Source organism: Streptomyces sp. NBC_01216 (genome assembly GCF_035994945.1).
Taxonomy (GTDB): Bacteria; Actinomycetota; Actinomycetes; order Streptomycetales; family Streptomycetaceae; genus Streptomyces.
Window position 1 is genome coordinate 4,936,634 of sequence record NZ_CP108677.1, and the last position, 16,766, is coordinate 4,953,399.

A 16,766-nucleotide genomic window follows, 5' to 3' on the forward strand; every position below is an offset into this window, starting at 1 on the left:
GACACAGGAGACTTTCGCCAGGCCGTACGCATCAGGCGTACGGAACCGGCGAGCCAGACATCAGCTCCCGTGCGGCGCCCGCGCCCCGGACGGCGGCATCGCGCACTGTGCGCGGTCGTGCCGCCGGACCGGAAACAGGCGCGGCGCCCGGGAGCGTGACGGGAGAACCGCCCGCATGCTCGAGCCGAACGAAGAGAACAACAACGCACCCGGTGACAAGCTGCCGCCGCGCCGCAGGCGCCGCGCCGCTTCCCGGCCCGCCGGACCCCCGGTCGCCGCGGACACCACCGCCGAGGTCGTGATGGACACACCGGCCGCCGAGGCTCCGGACGTCGAGGCCGCTCCGGTGGAGGAGGCCGCTCCGGCGCCGCGTACGCGTCGTCGTGCGACCCGTAAGGCGACGTCTCCGGAGCCGGTCCTCGAGGCCGAGGCCGTGGTGGAGACGCCCGCCGCCGTGGAGGTCGTGCCCGAGCCGGAGGCCGAGGCGCCCGCCGTCGAGGAGGCCGCTCCGGCGCCCCGTGCCCGTCGTCGGGCCACCCGCAAGGCCACCGCCCCCGAGCCGGCCGCCGCTCAGGCGGAGAACGCCGAGGCTCCGGACGTCGAGGCCGCTCCGGTGGAGGAGGCCGCTCCGGCGCCGCGTACGCGTCGTCGTGCGACCCGTAAGGCGACGTCTCCGGAGCCGGTCGCCGAGGCCGAGGCCGTGGTGGAGACGCCCGCCGCCGTGGAGGTCGTGCCCGAGCCGGAGGCCGAGGCGCCCGCCGTCGAGGAGGCCGCTCCGGCGCCCCGTGCCCGTCGTCGGGCCACCCGCAAGGCCACCGCCCCCGAGCCGGCCGGGGAGAGCCTGCCGCGGGAGACCGTCGCGCAGATCACCACCACCGAGGCCGAGCCCGCGGTCGCCGCCGCGGAGAAGGCCGCCGGACGTGGCCGCTCGCGCCGCCGCGCCACCTCGCCGCAGTTCACCTCGGAGCCGGTCGTCGCGCCCAAGGCCGAGGACACCCCGCGCGGGCGCCGCGCCGGGCGCCCCGCCGTCGCCGTGTTCCAGGCGCCGGTCTTCACCGAGCCGATGTTCCAGACCCCGGAGACCGCCGCCGCGGCCGCCGCCGCGCAGGCCGCGGAGCCGGAGGAGGAGCCCGACGAGACCCCGGAGACCGCCGAGGTCGCGGAGGCCGCGGAGGTCGCGGAGGCCGCGCCCGCCGAGGAGCGCCCCGAGCCGTCCGGCCGTCGTCGTCGCCGCCGTCGCGGCGAGCCCGTCGAGCCCGCCGTCGAGCCCGTCCCGGCCACGGTCGCCGAGGAGCCCGAGGTCGAGTCGGAGGAGCCCGAGGCGGAGGCCGAGGACACCGACGAGTACGAGGACCGTCCGTCCCGCCGTCGCCGCCGGGGCGGCCGTCGCCGTCGTCGTGGCGAGCTCACCGACGCCGAGGAGACCGAGGACGGCGAGGACGCCGGCGCCGAGGACACCTCCGAGGAGACCGAGGACGAGTCCGACGAGGAAGGCGAGGAGCAGGACGACCACGAGGGCGGTACCCCGTCCGCCGCGGGCACCAGCAGCTCCCGTCGTCGCCGTCGTCGCCGTCGTCGCAGCGGTGACACCGCCGACACCGAGGCCGCCGAGGAGGAGGGCGTGCGCACGGTCGTCAAGGTCCGTGAGCCCCGCCCGGCCCGCGACAAGGCGGAGGCCGGCACCGGCCCGGACGAGGTGCAGTCCATCAAGGGCTCCACCCGCCTGGAGGCGAAGAAGCAGCGCCGCCGCGAGGGGCGCGAGCAGGGCCGCCGCCGCGTGCCGATCATCACCGAGGCCGAGTTCCTGGCCCGTCGTGAGGCCGTCGAGCGCGTCATGGTGGTCCGCCAGAACGGCGAGCGCACCCAGATCGGTGTCCTCGAGGACAACGTGCTCGTCGAGCACTACGTCAACAAGGAGCAGGCCACCTCGTACGTCGGCAACGTCTACCTGGGCAAGGTCCAGAACGTGCTGCCGTCCATGGAGGCCGCCTTCGTCGACATCGGCAAGGGCCGCAACGCCGTCCTCTACGCCGGCGAGGTCAACTTCGAGGCGCTCGGCATGGCCAACGGGCCGCGCCGCATCGAGACCGCACTCAAGTCCGGCCAGTCGGTGCTCGTCCAGGTGACGAAGGACCCGATCGGCCACAAGGGCGCGCGTCTGACCAGCCAGGTATCCCTGCCGGGCCGCTACCTCGTGTACGTCCCCGAGGGCTCGATGACCGGCATCAGCCGCAAGCTCCCGGACACCGAGCGAGCCCGCCTGAAGACCATCCTCAAGAAGATCGTCCCCGAGGACGCGGGCGTCATCGTGCGCACCGCCGCCGAAGGCGCGAGCGAGGACGAGCTGCGCCGCGACGTCGAACGGCTCCAGGCGCAGTGGGAGGACATCCGGAAGAAGTCGAAGATGTCCATCACCTCCTCGCCGAGCCTGCTCTACGGCGAGCCGGACATGACCGTCCGGGTCGTGCGGGACATCTTCAACGAGGACTTCTCCAAGGTCATCGTCAGCGGTGACGACGCCTGGGAGACCATCCACGGCTACGTCAACCACGTGGCGCCCGACCTGGCCGACCGCCTCCAGCGGTGGACCAGCGAGGTCGACGTCTTCGCGACCTACCGGATCGACGAGCAGCTGATGAAGGCGCTGGACCGCAAGGTCTGGCTTCCCAGCGGCGGCTCGCTGGTGATCGACAAGACCGAGGCGATGATCGTCGTCGACGTCAACACCGGCAAGTTCACCGGCCAGGGCGGCAACCTCGAGGAGACCGTGACGAGGAACAACCTCGAAGCGGCCGAGGAGATCGTCCGGCAGCTGCGCCTGCGGGACCTCGGCGGCATCGTCGTCATCGACTTCATCGACATGGTCCTGGAGTCCAACCGCGACCTGGTCCTGCGCCGTCTGCTGGAGTGCCTGGGTCGAGACCGGACGAAGCACCAGGTGGCAGAGGTCACCTCGCTGGGCCTGGTCCAGATGACCCGCAAGCGGGTCGGCCAGGGGCTTCTGGAGTCGTTCTCGGAGACCTGCGTCCACTGCAACGGCCGCGGCGTGATCGTGCACATGGAGCAGCCGGTCACCCAGGGCGGCGGCGGCAGCGGCAAGCGCTCGAAGAAGCGTGGCCGAGGCGGATCCGAGCACCACGAGCACGAGCACGTGGAGGTGGTCGAGACCGAGGCCGAGGTCGCCGCGGAGATCGCGGAGCCGATCGCCGTGGAGGAGCCCATCGCCGCGGACGAGGAGCTGTACGGCAGCGCCGCCGAGGCCGAGGCCGCCGCCACCCGTGGCCGTGGCCGTCGCCGGGCCACCCGCAAGGCGACCGCGCCCGCCGGTGCTCCGGTGGCCGCGCCGGAGCCGGTGGTCGAGTCCGAGCCGGTGGTCGAGCCCGAGCCGGTCGTGGAGGCCGCGCCCGAGCCGGAGGCCGTGGTGGAGGCGCCCGCCGTCGAGGAGGCCGCCCCGGCTCCCCGCGCCCGTCGCCGGGCCACCCGCAAGGCGACCGCGCCCGCCGGTGCTCCGGTGGCCGCGCCGGAGCCGGTGGTCGAGCCCGAGTCGGTCGTGGAGGCCGCGCCCGAGCCGGAGGCCGTGGTGGAGGCGCCCGCCGTCGAGGAGGCACCCCCGGCCGCCCCGCCGCGGGCCCGCCGCCGGGCCACCCGCAAGGCGACCGCGCCCGCCGGTTCGCCGAGCGGTGCCGAGGAGGCCGCCGTCGTGGTCGTCGACAACCCGGCCGCCGTACCGGCCGCCGCCGAGGACCCGGTGGTCGCACCGGAGTCGGAGGCCGAGGCTCCCGCCCCGGCCAAGAAGACGGCCCGCAAGACGGCCAAGAAGGCCACCGCCAAGAAGGCGGCCACCAAGAAGACGGTGGCCGCGAAGAAGACGGCCGCCAAGAAGACCACCGCGAAGAAGGCCGCCACGAAGAAGACGGCGGCCCCGGCACAGGACTGACGCGGTACCGGTACAGTCCGTGTGGGCCGTCCTCACCAGGGGACGGCCCACACGCCTTTGAACGCGATTGGGAACCAGGAACCAGCTCGATGAACAACACTCCCCCCGGGCCCGCTCGGCCCTTCGCCGTCCGCAAGGCCGTCATCCCGGCCGCCGGACTGGGCACGAGGTTCTTGCCGGCGACGAAGGCGACTCCCAAGGAGATGCTGCCCGTCGTCGACAAGCCCGCGATCCAGTACGTGGTCGAGGAGGCCGTGTCGGCGGGCCTGCCGGACGTGCTGATGGTCACCGGACGCAACAAGCGTCCGCTCGAGGACCATTTCGACCGGAACTACGAGCTGGAGTCGGCGCTCACCCGCAAGGGTGACGAGGAGCGGCTGGCGAAGGTACAGGAGTCCAGCGAGCTGGCGACGATGCACTACGTCCGGCAGGGCGACCCGCGCGGCCTCGGCCACGCGGTGCTGTGCGCCGCACCGCACGTGGGGAACGAGCCCTTCGCCGTCCTCCTCGGCGACGACCTCATCGACCCCCGTGACCCGCTGCTGGCCCGGATGCTGGAGGTCCTCGGACAGCGCGGCGGCAGTGTCATCGCGCTGATGGAGGTCGACCCGGCGCAGATCCACCTGTACGGGTGCGCCGCCGTTGCGCCGACCGACGACGCCGACGTCGTCCGGATCACCGGTCTGGTCGAGAAGCCGGAGCCGGCCGAGGCGCCGAGCAACTACGCGGTGATCGGCCGCTACGTCCTCGACCCGGCCGTCTTCGGCATCCTCCAGGAGACCGAGCCGGGCCGCGGCGGTGAGATCCAGCTCACGGACGCGCTCCAGAAGATGGCGCAGGACGAGGATCTGGGCGGCCCGGTGTACGGGGTGGTGTTCAAGGGCCGCCGCTACGACACCGGCGACCGCGGCGACTACCTGCGGGCGATCGTGCGGCTCGCGTGCGAGCGCGAGGACCTGGGCCCCGGGTTCCGGGCCTGGCTGCGCGGTTTCGTCGCCGAGACCGGCGACGCCTGACCTTCAGCCGAATTTGACCCCCTGCGGCACCGGCCCGTAACCTTGACCGTCGGCGTGTCGTATGACCCGCCACTACCCCTGAGCACCCTCCTCCCGGTCTGACGGGAGAGGCCGCTCGTCCACTTCCGGATCACCGCGGGCTCCGGCCCGTGTGAGCGGCTGGCATCAGGGGTCCGTTCCCGAGTGAGAGAGAGATCCGCGTGTACGCCATCGTGCGCAGCGGTGGTCGCCAGCACAAGGTTGCTGTCGGCGACATCGTTGAGGTTGACAAGATTTCCACTGCCAAGGTTGGCGACACGGTCGAGCTCTCGACCCTGCTCGTTGTCGACGGCGACGCCGTGACCAGCGACCCGTGGGTGCTGGCCGGTATCAAGGTCACGGCCGAGGTCGTGGACCACCACAAGGGCGCGAAGATCGACATCCTTCGCTACAAGAACAAGACCGGCTACCGCCGTCGCCAGGGCCACCGCCAGCAGTACACGGCGATCAAGGTCACCGGCATCCCCACGGCTGCGAAGTAAGGGACTGAGGAGAGATGGCACACAAGAAGGGCGCATCGTCCACTCGGAACGGTCGCGACTCCAACGCTCAGCGGCTCGGCGTGAAGCGCTTCGGCGGTCAGGTCGTCAACGCCGGTGAGATCCTGATCCGCCAGCGTGGCACCCACTTCCACCCGGGTGCGGGCGTCGGCCGTGGCGGCGACGACACGCTGTTCGCCCTGCAGGCCGGTTCGGTGCAGTTCGGCACCCACCGTGGCCGCAAGGTCGTGAACATCGTTCCGGTCGCCTGATCGGATCTCTGCGGAGGCGGACCTCACTTCCCCTTGGGGAAGCGGGTCCGCCTTTCGCGTGTTACTAGATAGACATTCCACATATTCCCCCGGTCGCCGGCCGGGGGACCCCCACCTGGAGGCACAGAACATGACCACCTTCGTGGACCGCGTCGAGCTGCACGTCGCCGCGGGTAACGGAGGCCACGGCTGCGCCTCCGTCCATCGCGAGAAGTTCAAGCCGCTCGGCGGCCCGGACGGCGGCACCGGCGGCCGGGGCGGTGATGTGATCCTGGTCGTCGACCAGTCCGTCACGACACTCCTCGAGTACCACCACTCACCCCACCGCAAGGCGACCAACGGTCAGCCCGGTGCCGGCGACAACCGCTCCGGCAAGGACGGACAGGACCTCGTCCTCACCGTCCCCGACGGCACCGTCGTCCTCGACAAGCGGGGCAACGTGCTCGCCGACCTGGTCGGCGAGGGCACGACCTTCGTCGCGGGCCAGGGTGGCCGCGGCGGCCTCGGTAACGCCGCGCTGGCCTCCGCCCGCCGCAAGGCCCCCGGATTCGCCCTGCTCGGCGAGCCCGGCGAGGCGCGGGACATCGTCCTGGAGCTCAAGACCGTCGCCGACGTGGCTCTGGTCGGCTACCCGAGCGCCGGCAAGTCCTCGCTGATCTCGGTACTGAGCGCCGCCAAGCCGAAGATCGCCGACTACCCGTTCACGACCCTGGTCCCGAACCTGGGCGTCGTCACGGCGGGTTCGACCGTGTACACCATCGCCGACGTCCCCGGCCTGATCCCGGGCGCGAGCCAGGGCCGGGGCCTGGGCCTGGAGTTCCTGCGCCACGTGGAGCGCTGCACGGTCCTCGTGCACGTCCTGGACACGGCGACGCTGGAGTCCGACCGCGACCCGGTCTCCGACCTCGACGTGATCGAGGAGGAGCTGAAGCAGTACGGCGGTCTGGACGACCGCCCGCGGATCGTCGTCCTCAACAAGATCGACATCCCGGACGGGCAGGACCTCGCGGACATGATCCGCCCGGACCTCGAGGAGCGCGGGTACCAGGTCTACGAGGCGTCGGCGGTGGCCCGTACCGGTCTGAAGGAACTGTCCTTCGCGCTGGCCGACATCGTCTCCACGGCGCGCGCGGCCAAGCCGAAGGAGGAGGCGACCCGGATCGTCATCCGCCCGAAGGCCGTGGACGACGCCGGCTTCTCCGTCACGTACGAGGAGAGCGAGGACCTGTACCGCGTGCGGGGCGAGAAGCCCGAGCGCTGGGTGCGGCAGACGGACTTCAGCAACGACGAGGCCGTGGGCTACCTGGCCGACCGCCTCAACCGCCTGGGTGTCGAGGACGCGCTGATGAAGGCCGGTGCGCGTTCCGGTGACGGTGTCGCGATCGGAGCCGAGGACAACGCGGTCGTCTTCGACTGGGAGCCCACCATGATGGCCGGCGCCGAGATGCTCGGGCGCCGCGGTGAGGACCACCGTCTGGAAGCCCCGCGGCCCGCCGCCCAGCGCCGCCGGGACCGCGATGCCGAGCGGGACGAGGTACAGCGCGAGTACGACGACTTCAAGCCGTTCTGAGACGGCCCCGGGAAGACCGGGGCAGGTCCCGGACGACGCGCCGGATTCCGCGAGGGGTCCGGCGCGTCGTCCGTTCCCGAGCCGGGTCCGGCGGGCCGCTCCGGACCCCGGGAACACGGGTCGGGGAACACGAGGAGGGCCCGTCCCCACCGCTTCCGCGGTGGGGACGGGCCCTCCTGCTGCCGTGCGTGGGTCAGTACACCGGCTCGGGCTCGGGCTCCGGTTCCCGGTCGGTCTTCTTCTCCGTCGTCGCCGGGGTCCGGTGGCTCGGGCCGCCGAACCGGGGCTTCGCCTTGATCAGGGGAAGGACCAGGACGCCGATGAAGATCGGGCCGATCATGTAGCGCCACAGCGGCGCCGGGTTGGCCGCCAGGACGGTCAACTGGAGGCCCAGTGTGACCGCCAGCAGCGCCGGCACGCCCGCCAGCCTCGTACGGCGGCGGAACAGCAGCACGATGGCATAGGTGGCGTAGCACCAGATCGCGCCGCGGAAGAGCAGCCACTGCAGCTGGGGCACCTTGCTCGCGCGCCACGAGAAGTCGGCGAGGGAGTGCAGCGAGTCGTTCAGCGGGCGGATCTTGAGGATCGGCCGGTACTCGCTGTTCTTGATGTCGTCGTTCCACTTGAGGTAGCTGAAGAGCGTCTTCGACGTGTGCGGGTCGCTGAGCAGCGTGTGCGCTCTGAGGTCCTCCGGCCCGGGGAAGACCGCCCAGGCGATGTGCGCACGGCACACCCGGGCGCCGATGACGACGTCCGGGGTGCGGTTCAGCACCCGTCGCCACAGCGCCATCAGTTCGTCGTTGCGCTCGGCCGCCATCGAGCGGTTCATCGGCGGCGACTCCATCGCCCAGTCGGCGTTGTAGCAGTTGCCGGCCCGGCCTCGCCAGTGGGACAGCGGCGCGATGTCCGCCATCAGCGACTTGTCCTCCTTGGTGAAGTAGCCGGGGTGCTCCTTGTACGCCACCGCGATGTCCGCGTAGAAGAAGGCGTAGACCGCGTCCTTCGGGGGCGTGGTCACACCCACCGCCGGGTAGAACACCGTGGTGAGGAACAGGAAGAGGGACACCGGCACCGCCGTCGCCGCCAGCAGCCACCGCCGCATCCGGGGCAGCGACAGCAGCAGGATCGGCGCCGCCACGACGGCGACCAGGATGCCGTTGTTGCGGAACACCGACAGGGCCAGGAAGCCGAGGAAGAGCAGGCCCATGTCGCGGTAGAAGACCCGGTCCCGTTCGGCTTGCCGGCCCCGCGCGCGGCGAGCGGCGAGCCGTCCCACCGCTGCGAAGGCCAGGATGCCGCCGATGACGAACGGCACGTCCTTCCACACGAAGATCACGAAGACGGCCGTCGGCGGCGCCACCGTCAGGGCCACCGCCGCGACCGCCGCCCAGCGCTGCCGGACGCCCCATTCCCGCAGGGTGCCCGCCGTGTAGGCGAGCACCGCCGACATGGCGATCGTCTGAGCCAGGGTCAGGACCGCCAGATCGCCCGTGGTGTTCAGCGACAGCCACACCAGGGCGTCGTAGACCACCGAATGGTTCGACTCCCAGTTCCCCGTGGTGACGTGCCAGACGTAGGTGATCGAGTCGTAGCTGAGGGCACCGGGGTAGAACGCCGCCCACCACAGCAGGAACATCACCTGGCTGGCGGCGTAGACCGCGACGGGCAGCCGCCTTCGCTCCGGGATCCGGTCCCATTGTCTGCTGAGGTACGGGACGCGCGGGAAATTCAACTCGGCTCCGCAGGCTGGTCGGTGGCGGACTAAAGGATCAGTCGAACACACTAGCCGGTTCAGACCGTCTCTCTGTCGCGCGCACGCTGCGGCGCGGCCGGTTCCTCATCCGGACGCGGTGCTACCGGGCGTTCGTCGACCGGAACCACGGGCGGGACGTCGTCCTGACCCAGGAACACCTTCCGTACGACCCGTTCCGCGGCCTGCCCGTCGTCGAACTCGCAGAACCGCTTGCGGAACTCGGCGCGGGCCTGGTCGGACTCCGTTCCCGTCCAGCGGCCGGAGGTGAAGGCATCGGTGAGCTCGGCCTCGGTGCGCAGCGTCAGACCGGGGGAGTCCACCGTGATGTCGAAGTAGCTGCCGCGGGTGGTGCGGTACACGTCCCAGTCGTTCGCGTAGATCACGATCGGCCGGTCGAGGTTCGCGTAGTCGAACATCACCGAGGAATAGTCCGTCAGCAGGCAGTCGGAGGCGAGGTACAGCTCCTCCACGGAGGGGTACGCGCTCACGTCGACGAGCCGGGCGCTGCCACTGGTGCCGCCCGCCAACAGGGTCTGCTGGGCGTAGAAGTAGTGCGCCCGGACCAGCACGGTCCACTCGTCGCCCAGGGCCTCCGCGAACCGGTCGAGGTCCAGCATCTGCTGGGGACCCTCGTGGTAGTCGCGGTGCGTCGGCGTGTACAGGACGGCCTTGGTGCCCTCGGCGAGACCGACCTTCCGGCGCGCCGCGGCCACGTCCTCGGCGGTGGCGTTCACCAGCATGTCGTTGCGCGGGTAGCCGTAGCCGAGCGGCTCGTAGTACGACGGGTACGCGCGGTCCCAGATGGCGGTGGAGAAGCTGTTGGACGTCAGGCTGTAGTCCCAGCGGTCCACGCGGTCCATCAGGCGCTGGAGGTTCATGCCGCGGCGGCCGACGGGGTACTCCGCCAGGTCGACGCCCATCCGCTTCAGCGGCGTGCCGTGGTGCGTCTGCAGGTGGACCTGGCCGGGACGCTTGACCACGTTGGAGGCGAAGTTGACGTTGTTGACGAAGTACTTGCCGCGGGCCATCGCCTTCCAGTACCCGAGCGAGCCCGGGTGGACCGTGAGGGTGCCCTTCGGCGGAACCGCGTCGGCGCCGTCCTTGACGACCCACACGGCGCGCATGCCGGGCGCGAGCTCCCGCATCTTCTCGTCGATGGCGGCGGGGTTGCAGGCGTAGCGGGCGCCCCAGTACGCCGAGAAGACCGCGACGTCCTTCTGGATGGGCAGCATCCGCTGGGCGCGGTAGTACGCCGACAGCACGCGCTTGCGGAGCTTCTTCTTGAAGCGCGTGGCCAGCGACTTCTTCTTGCGCAGCGCGTGGACGGTCTTGCGGGCCTTGGCCCGGTGCTTGCTCGGGACCAGTGTGCCCTTGGGCTTGATCTCCGCCTCGCCCTGCGGGCGGTGGGCACGGTCGGCGACCTGCCAGCGCTCGCGGAACTCGGCCCGGGAGTCGTCGGGCAGCCGGCCGGGGGAGGACTCGACGGCGCGGAAGTGGTTGACCATCCGTTCGTACATCGTCCCGCGCCACTCGCCGAACCGCGGGTTCTCGGCGAGGAACGCGAAGACCAGGTCGTACTGGTCGAAGACGTCGAAGTGCTTGCGGCTGGTGGAGTGCAGGATGCTGCCCTGACGCCGCTGGCGGTAGTAGACGCAGACCCGGTCGATCACGGAGATCGACTCGGCCGCGATCAGCACCGGGTAGGTCCAGGGGGTGTCCTCGTAGTAGCCCGTCGGGTACTGGAAGCCCCACTGCTCGATGAAGTCGCGGCGGTACGCCTTGTTCCACGCGACCTGGAGCAGCATCAGCAGCTCCGGCTGTTCCTTCAGCGAGAAGGCGCCGTGCTGAGCCGCCTTGGTCAGCACATGGGCCAGGCTGTTGGGCGTGACGCGACCGTCCCAGTGGGTACGGGAGTAGTCGAAGACGACCAGATCCGGACGGGAGGTCTCCTCGATGCGCTGGGCGATCGCGGCCAGCGCGCCGGGCAGCAGCGTGTCGTCACTGTCCAGGAAGAGCAGGTAGCTGCCCTTGGCGCGGGCCATGCCCGCGTTGCGCGCCCGGCCGAGACCGACGTTCTGCTCCAGGTGCATCGGGACGACGCGGGCATCGGCCTTCGCGTAGTCGTCGATGATCTCGCCGCACCCGTCCGGCGAACAGTCGTTGACCACGAGGAGTTCGTAGTCCTGGAACGACTGCTCCAGCACGGAGTCCAGACAGTCCCGCAGGAACGCCTCCACCTTGAAGGTGGGAACGATGATGCTGAACAGGGGCGATTCGGAAGCGGAGGATTGCGTCTGTGTCATCTCAATACCGTGGAATCTGACGTGGGAGACAGGGGCTTGGCTGTCTGATCAGCGCTGACTCGTGGACAGGGCATAGCCGAGAAGAGTGCGTATGGTTCCCGGCCGGCGCCGGCGTAGCGCTCCGGGGACCATGCTCAGCGCGTGCAGTCTCATGGACAGGTGGCGCCGGGCGGCGCGTGCCGCCTTGGGCCAGCCGTGGTGGTCGAGCTGGTCGGCGACGTCGAGGAAGAAGCGACGGGCCTCACCGAACCGGGCGCCGGACGCGGCCTCACCCGAGGAGAGGCTCGCGGAGTGTCTGCGGTACCGGAAGGCCGGTGTCGGGTCGACGACCAGCTTCTCGCCCCGTCGGACGATCTCGACGATCAGCGCCAGGTCCTGGATGACCGAGAGGTCCTCCCGGAAGCTGATCTCCTTGACGATGTCCGCGCGCCAGCAGATCGACGGGAAGTACAGCCAGTTGCCGCTGAGCAGGTTCGCTGCGAGCGGCTCGCCGGAGAGTACCCGCCGGCCGGTGCCCTTGGGCGCGTACAGCCGTCGCTTCACCTCGTCGATGAGGGTGGTCGACGGCGTGCCGTTCTCGTCGATGACCTGGACGCCCGGCTGGTAGATCGCCGCGTCGGGGACCGCCGCGACGGCCTCGCGGACCGTCGCCACGTAGTCCGGCAGCAGGATGTCGTCGCTGCCGAGCATGGTGAAGTGCGAGGACTCGACCAGGTCCACGCACTTGCGGAAGTTCTTGGTGATACCGAGGTTCCGCTCGTTGCGGAGGTAGCGCACGCGGCTGTCGCCGAGGGAGGCGAACCACTCGGGTACGCCCTCCTCCTTGCCGTCGTCGACGACGGTCAGCCGCCAGTCCTCGTCTGTCTGGTCGAGCACACTGCGCACGGCCGCCTGGAGGAGCCCGGTGTCGCCGTAGTGGGGAAGCATGATGTCGAGGGTGTCCACCGCCGTCACCTGCTCTTCCCGGCCGGGCCCAGCGCGGACCGCCGGCTCAGCGCGAGCAGCAGGATCATGCCGATGCGGCCGAGGTACAGGGTGGCCTTCCACGGGGACTGGCTGGGGGTGCCGGTCGCGCGGGGACGCATGGAGACCGGGACCTGTTCGATGCGGTAACCGGCCCGGACCACGGCGATGGTGCTCTCGACGGTGTCGCCGAGGTACTCCACGGGGTACCAGTGCGCGAACACGTCGATCAGGTCGCGGTTGCAGGCGCGGAAGCCGGAGGTCACGTCCGTCAGCTTCGAGCGGGCCATCCGGGAGAGCCAGAACGCGAGGACGAGCATCGCCCACTTGCGCGGGCCGCGGGTCTCGTAGGAGCCGGTGCCGGCGAAGCGGGCGCCGATGACGAGGTCCGAGTGGCTCAGGCGGTCCAGGAGTTCGGGCACGTTGCGCGGGTCGTGCTGGCCGTCGGCGTCGACCTGGATGGCCACGTCGTAGCCGCGGTCGTGCGCGAAGCGGTATCCGGCGCGCATGGCGCCGCCCACGCCGAGGTTGTACGGGAGGGTCATGACCGCCGCGCCCGCGGCGCGTGCCACGGCGGCGGTACCGTCCGCCGAGCCGTCGTCGACGACCAGGACGTCGACCCCCGGAAGCGTGGTCTGGACTTCCTTCACGACATCGGCCACACCGGCGGCCTCGTTCCACGCGGGCATGATGATCAGCACCCGCTTGCCGTCGATCACTTGCCGCCCCCCTGTTCGGTCACGCCGGCCGTCCGCGCGTCCGCCAGCTGCGCCCGGAGGTCCTGGACGTCCATGCGCAGCAGGGCCACCTCCTCCGCCAGTGTCCGGCTCTCCTCCTCTATGTGGCCCGCTTCCCAGCTCAGCTGGAGGCAGACGACGAAGAGGAACGCCACGCTCAGGAACAGGATGAGGCTGACACCCGAGGCGACGCCGACCGCACGGGCCACCGAGTCGAGCATGGAGGGGAAGAAGCCGAGCGGGATGATCACCAGGCCGGTGATCATCCAGAGGAACGCGTACTTCTCCTTGAGCTTCCTCCGGCGCAGCAGCTCGACGATGCACGCGACCAGAATGACTCCGGTTACCGAAGTCAGCATCCACAACTTCACGCTGCGCTCCGGTGTATCGGACGACTCATGGAAAGGGCCTGTCTACTCTTCCGGGGTGGGCGGCCGGAGGAATAGCCGCCTGATTGCAGTCCACTGTCCGCCGCGGTGGTTACGGAGAGTGAGGGAATGGTGATCATTCCTATGAGTGCACCGAACGGTAGCCTACACGAGAGCGAAGAACGAGAATCATGCTGGTGACCACGGAGAGCGCCCCCGCCGTATAGGCGATCTCGACCCTGCTCCGCAGCTCGAGCGGACTGAGAGTAATCGCGATCAGGACGACCGTTCCGATCGCCCACGCGACCAGCTGCTGCCGTGCGGCACCGCTCGTCAGCAAGGCCTGGCCCAGCACCATGGCCAGCAAGTACAGCGTCGTGCCCAGCGAGAGCCACACGAAGTCGACAGGACCGAGGACGTCCGGCGCGCCGAAGAGGGACGGCAGCAGCACCGGTCCCAGCACCACCGCGCCGAGGCCGCACGCGGCGCCCAGGCCGGCCGTGAACGCGGAGGCCCGCAACAGCAACCGACGGTAACCGCCCGTGTCCCCCTCGGCCGCCGCGGTCGAAAGACCGGCCAGCAGCGAGGCCTGGAAGGCGCCGAAGGCGAAGACGGGCACACGGGCCAGCACGAGGGCCGCCAGCAGGGCGGTCACCAGCTCGTTGTCGTTCGTGGAGATCAGCTTGGTGCTGATCACGGCGACGTTGACGAGGAGCTGGGCCAGCAGGGTCGAGCCGACCAGAAGACCGAGGTGCTCGATGAGCTCCCGCCACTCGGCCGTGGAACCCGCGTTCGACCCACGGATCACGGGCGGCAGCGTGACCAGCACCGACACCAGCGGCGCCACCGTCATCACCGCCGCGAAGAGCAGTGCGGAGTCGACCCCCGCCAGAGCCAGCGCCACGGACAGCACGATCCGCAGGACGCCGTCGACACCGAGCTGGAGCCCGTACGCCTCGAACCGGCCGAGCCCCGCCAGGACGCCACGGGTCACATGGGCGCAGGCCAGCGCCGCGAAGGCGCCACCCAGCGCGACGACCAGGCCCGTGTCCCCGTGGAAGAAGACGTCCGCGAGCTGACGGCCGAAGACCGCGAGCGGCAGCAGCACCACGGCCAGCAGGCCGACGGCGAGCGTGGCGCCTCGGCGCAGTACCGGCAGCGCCCCGTCGCCCGACACCGTGCGGCCCGCGACCACCCGCGTGATCTCCTGCTCGACCGGGAAGAACAGCCCCAGTCCGATGGAGGCCACGACCGTCCACAGGACCGAGAAGCTCGCCATGGTGTCCACGGGGAGCGAGTGGCCCGCCGCCGCCAGGTGCACGTAGTTCGCCACCCCGAGCACGGCGGTGCCCGCCCCGACGAAGGCGGTGCCTCGCGGCAGGGCGGTGGTGATGCGGTCGAGCAGACTCACCGGGCGGGCCGTCCGCCCTCGGTCATCACGCGCAGCGCCTCGGTGAGCTGGTCACGCCAGTGGGGCTGGACGGCGACGCCCGTTTCGGCCCACCGGTCGTGCGCCAGCACGCTGTACGAGGGGCGCCTGGCCGGCCGGACGAACTTCTCCGAGGTCGTCGGACGGACCCGCTCCGGGTCCAGCCCGGACAGCTCGAACGCGGCTCGCGCCAGGTCGAACCAGGTTCCCGTCCCGCTCGCGGTGCCGTGGTACACCCCCGCGGGGGCACCCCCGGCCACCGCCGCCTCGCCCAGGTCTCGCAGCTGGCGGGCGAGTGCACGCGTCCACGTCGGCTGGCCGCGCTGGTCGTCGACCACGTCGACGGTCTCGTGCCGTTCCGCCAGGCCCAGCATCGTGGAGACGAAGTTGCGGCCGTGCGCGCCGTAGAGCCACGCCGTGCGCACCACGTAGCCTCGGTCCGGAAGCAGCTCGGCGACGGCCACCTCGCCCGCCAGCTTGCCGCGGCCGTAGGAGTTGACCGGAGAGGTCGGGGCGTCGTGCGGATACGGCCGGTCGGCGTCCCCGGGGAACACGTAGTCCGTGGAGACCTGCAGCAGGATCGTGCCCTCCTCGGCACAGGCCCGTGCGAGGACCCGTACCGCGTCCCCGTTGACCCGGGTCGCCGCGGCCTCGTCGGCCTCGGCGCCGTCGACGTCGGTCCAGGCGGCCGCGTTGACCACGACGTCCTGGCCGGCGACCGCGGCACGGACGGCCACCGGGTCGGTGATGTCCAGGTCTCCGCGGGTGTGCGCGGTGACGGTGCGCGTCCCGCCGTCCCGCAGGACCTCGTCCAGGTCGTGGCCGAGCATGCCGCCCGCACCGGTGATCAGCCAGCGGTTCATGCGGAGAGCGCCGCCTTCGTCTTGAGCGGCTCCCACCACGAGCGGTTGTCGCGGTACCAGTCGACGGTGGCCGCGAGACCCCGCTCGAAGCCGACGAGCGGGGTGTAGCCGAGCTCCTCCTGGATCTTGGCGATCGACAGGGAGTAGCGCAGGTCGTGACCCTTGCGGTCGGTCACATGCTCGACCATGTCCCAGCCGGCTCCACAGGCGTCGAGGAGCATGCCGGTCAGTTCCTTGTTCGTCACCTCGGTGCCGCCGCCGATGTGGTACACCTCACCGGCCCGGCCGCCGCGCAGCGCCATCTCGATGCCCCGGCAGTGGTCCGAGACGTGCAGCCAGTCGCGGACGTTCAGGCCCTCGCCGTAGAGCGGGACCTTCTTCCCGTCCAGCAGGTTCGTCACGAACAGCGGGATCATCTTCTCCGGGAAGTGGTACTGCCCGTAGTTGTTGGAGCAGCGCGTCACGACGACGTCCATGCCGTGCGTCCGGTGGTACGACAGTGCCAGCAGGTCGGAGCCCGCCTTGGACGCCGAGTACGGCGAGTTCGGGGCGAGCGGCCAGTCCTCGGTCCACGAGCCCTCGGCGATCGAGCCGTAGACCTCGTCGGTGGAGACGTGCACGAAGCGGCCCACGCCGTGGCGCCTGGCCGCGTCCAGCAGGACCTGCGTGCCCAGCACGTTCGTCGTCACGAAGGGCGACGCGTCCATGATCGAACGGTCCACGTGTGACTCGGCCGCGAAGTGCACCACGGCGTCCTGTCCGCGCATCACGTCGTCGACGACCGCCGCGTCCCGGATGTCACCGCGGACGAACGTGTAGCCCGGCTCGCCGGCCACCGGCGCGAGGTTCGCCTCGTTGCCCGAGTACGTCAGGTTGTCCAGGACCGTGACACGGGCGCCGTCGCCCGAGGGCAGTTCTCCGAGCAGGAGAGCGCGCACGAATTGAGAACCGATGAAGCCGGCGCCGCCGGTGACGAGAATCTTCATAAGGGACGCCATTCTATGGGCTCCCCACCGCCCCGGTCCGTCGGCCGGGCT

At 70.8% G+C, this 16,766-nt stretch carries 13 protein-coding genes; 5 read left to right on the forward strand and 8 right to left on the reverse strand.

From position 1 onward, the window contains the following. Window positions 1–175: 175 nt before the first annotated feature. The 5 genes from OG393_RS21980 (at window position 176) to obgE (ending at window position 7,313) form a co-directional block, all read left to right on the forward strand. Window positions 176–3,937 carry an Rne/Rng family ribonuclease gene (locus OG393_RS21980; RefSeq protein ID WP_327376389.1) on the forward strand — a complete coding sequence of 1,254 codons (3,762 nt, stop codon included), beginning with the start codon at window positions 176–178 and terminating at the stop codon, window positions 3,935–3,937. A gap of 89 nt (window positions 3,938–4,026) precedes the next feature. Then, window positions 4,027–4,953: a UTP--glucose-1-phosphate uridylyltransferase GalU gene (gene galU, locus OG393_RS21985; protein ID WP_327376390.1), complete on the forward strand. Its 927-nt coding sequence runs from the start codon at window positions 4,027–4,029 to the stop codon at window positions 4,951–4,953. Window positions 4,954–5,153: 200 nt separating this feature from the next. Continuing rightward, window positions 5,154–5,474 (forward strand): 50S ribosomal protein L21, encoded by a 321-nt coding sequence (gene rplU / locus OG393_RS21990; RefSeq protein ID WP_114036861.1) that lies wholly within the window; start codon window positions 5,154–5,156, stop codon window positions 5,472–5,474. A gap of 14 nt (window positions 5,475–5,488) precedes the next feature. Then, window positions 5,489–5,743 carry a 50S ribosomal protein L27 gene (rpmA, locus tag OG393_RS21995; RefSeq protein WP_073807354.1) on the forward strand — a complete coding sequence of 85 codons (255 nt, stop codon included), beginning with the start codon at window positions 5,489–5,491 and terminating at the stop codon, window positions 5,741–5,743. Between the two features lie 130 nt (window positions 5,744–5,873). Beyond that, window positions 5,874–7,313, forward strand: a complete 1,440-nt coding sequence (obgE, locus tag OG393_RS22000; protein WP_327376391.1) for a GTPase ObgE — start codon at window positions 5,874–5,876, stop codon at window positions 7,311–7,313. A 193-nt stretch (window positions 7,314–7,506) separates the two neighbouring features. Here the strand turns inward: obgE and OG393_RS22005 are convergent, their stop codons facing one another. From OG393_RS22005 to rfbB, 8 genes are all read right to left on the reverse strand, one after another. After that, on the reverse strand, window positions 7,507–9,045 hold the full coding sequence (locus OG393_RS22005) for a DUF6020 family protein (RefSeq protein ID WP_327376392.1): 1,539 nt from the start codon (window positions 9,043–9,045) through the stop codon (window positions 7,507–7,509). A gap of 59 nt (window positions 9,046–9,104) precedes the next feature. Then, complete coding sequence (locus tag OG393_RS22010; RefSeq protein WP_327376393.1) at window positions 9,105–11,369, reverse strand: bifunctional glycosyltransferase/CDP-glycerol:glycerophosphate glycerophosphotransferase; 2,265 nt, start codon at window positions 11,367–11,369, stop codon at window positions 9,105–9,107. Window positions 11,370–11,417: 48 nt separating this feature from the next. Next, the gene (locus OG393_RS22015) at window positions 11,418–12,314 is read right to left on the reverse strand and encodes a glycosyltransferase family 2 protein (RefSeq protein WP_327376394.1); all 897 of its coding nucleotides are present in this window, start codon (window positions 12,312–12,314) and stop codon (window positions 11,418–11,420) included. Window positions 12,315–12,319: 5 nt separating this feature from the next. After that, window positions 12,320–13,051 (reverse strand): glycosyltransferase family 2 protein, encoded by a 732-nt coding sequence (locus OG393_RS22020; protein ID WP_327376395.1) that lies wholly within the window; start codon window positions 13,049–13,051, stop codon window positions 12,320–12,322. After that, complete coding sequence (locus tag OG393_RS22025) at window positions 13,048–13,428, reverse strand: DUF2304 domain-containing protein (RefSeq protein WP_327376396.1); 381 nt, start codon at window positions 13,426–13,428, stop codon at window positions 13,048–13,050. The genes OG393_RS22020 and OG393_RS22025 overlap by 4 nt, the downstream gene beginning before the upstream one ends. A 151-nt stretch (window positions 13,429–13,579) precedes the next feature. After that, entirely contained in the window at window positions 13,580–14,848 is a 1,269-nt protein-coding gene (locus OG393_RS22030; protein ID WP_327376397.1) for a lipopolysaccharide biosynthesis protein, read from the reverse strand. Then, window positions 14,845–15,729 carry a dTDP-4-dehydrorhamnose reductase gene (rfbD, locus tag OG393_RS22035; protein WP_327376398.1) on the reverse strand — a complete coding sequence of 295 codons (885 nt, stop codon included), beginning with the start codon at window positions 15,727–15,729 and terminating at the stop codon, window positions 14,845–14,847. Before rfbD ends, OG393_RS22030 begins: the two co-directional genes overlap by 4 nt. Then, window positions 15,726–16,715 carry a dTDP-glucose 4,6-dehydratase gene (gene rfbB / locus OG393_RS22040; protein WP_327376399.1) on the reverse strand — a complete coding sequence of 330 codons (990 nt, stop codon included), beginning with the start codon at window positions 16,713–16,715 and terminating at the stop codon, window positions 15,726–15,728. The genes rfbD and rfbB overlap by 4 nt, the downstream gene beginning before the upstream one ends. Window positions 16,716–16,766: the final 51 nt, after the last annotated feature.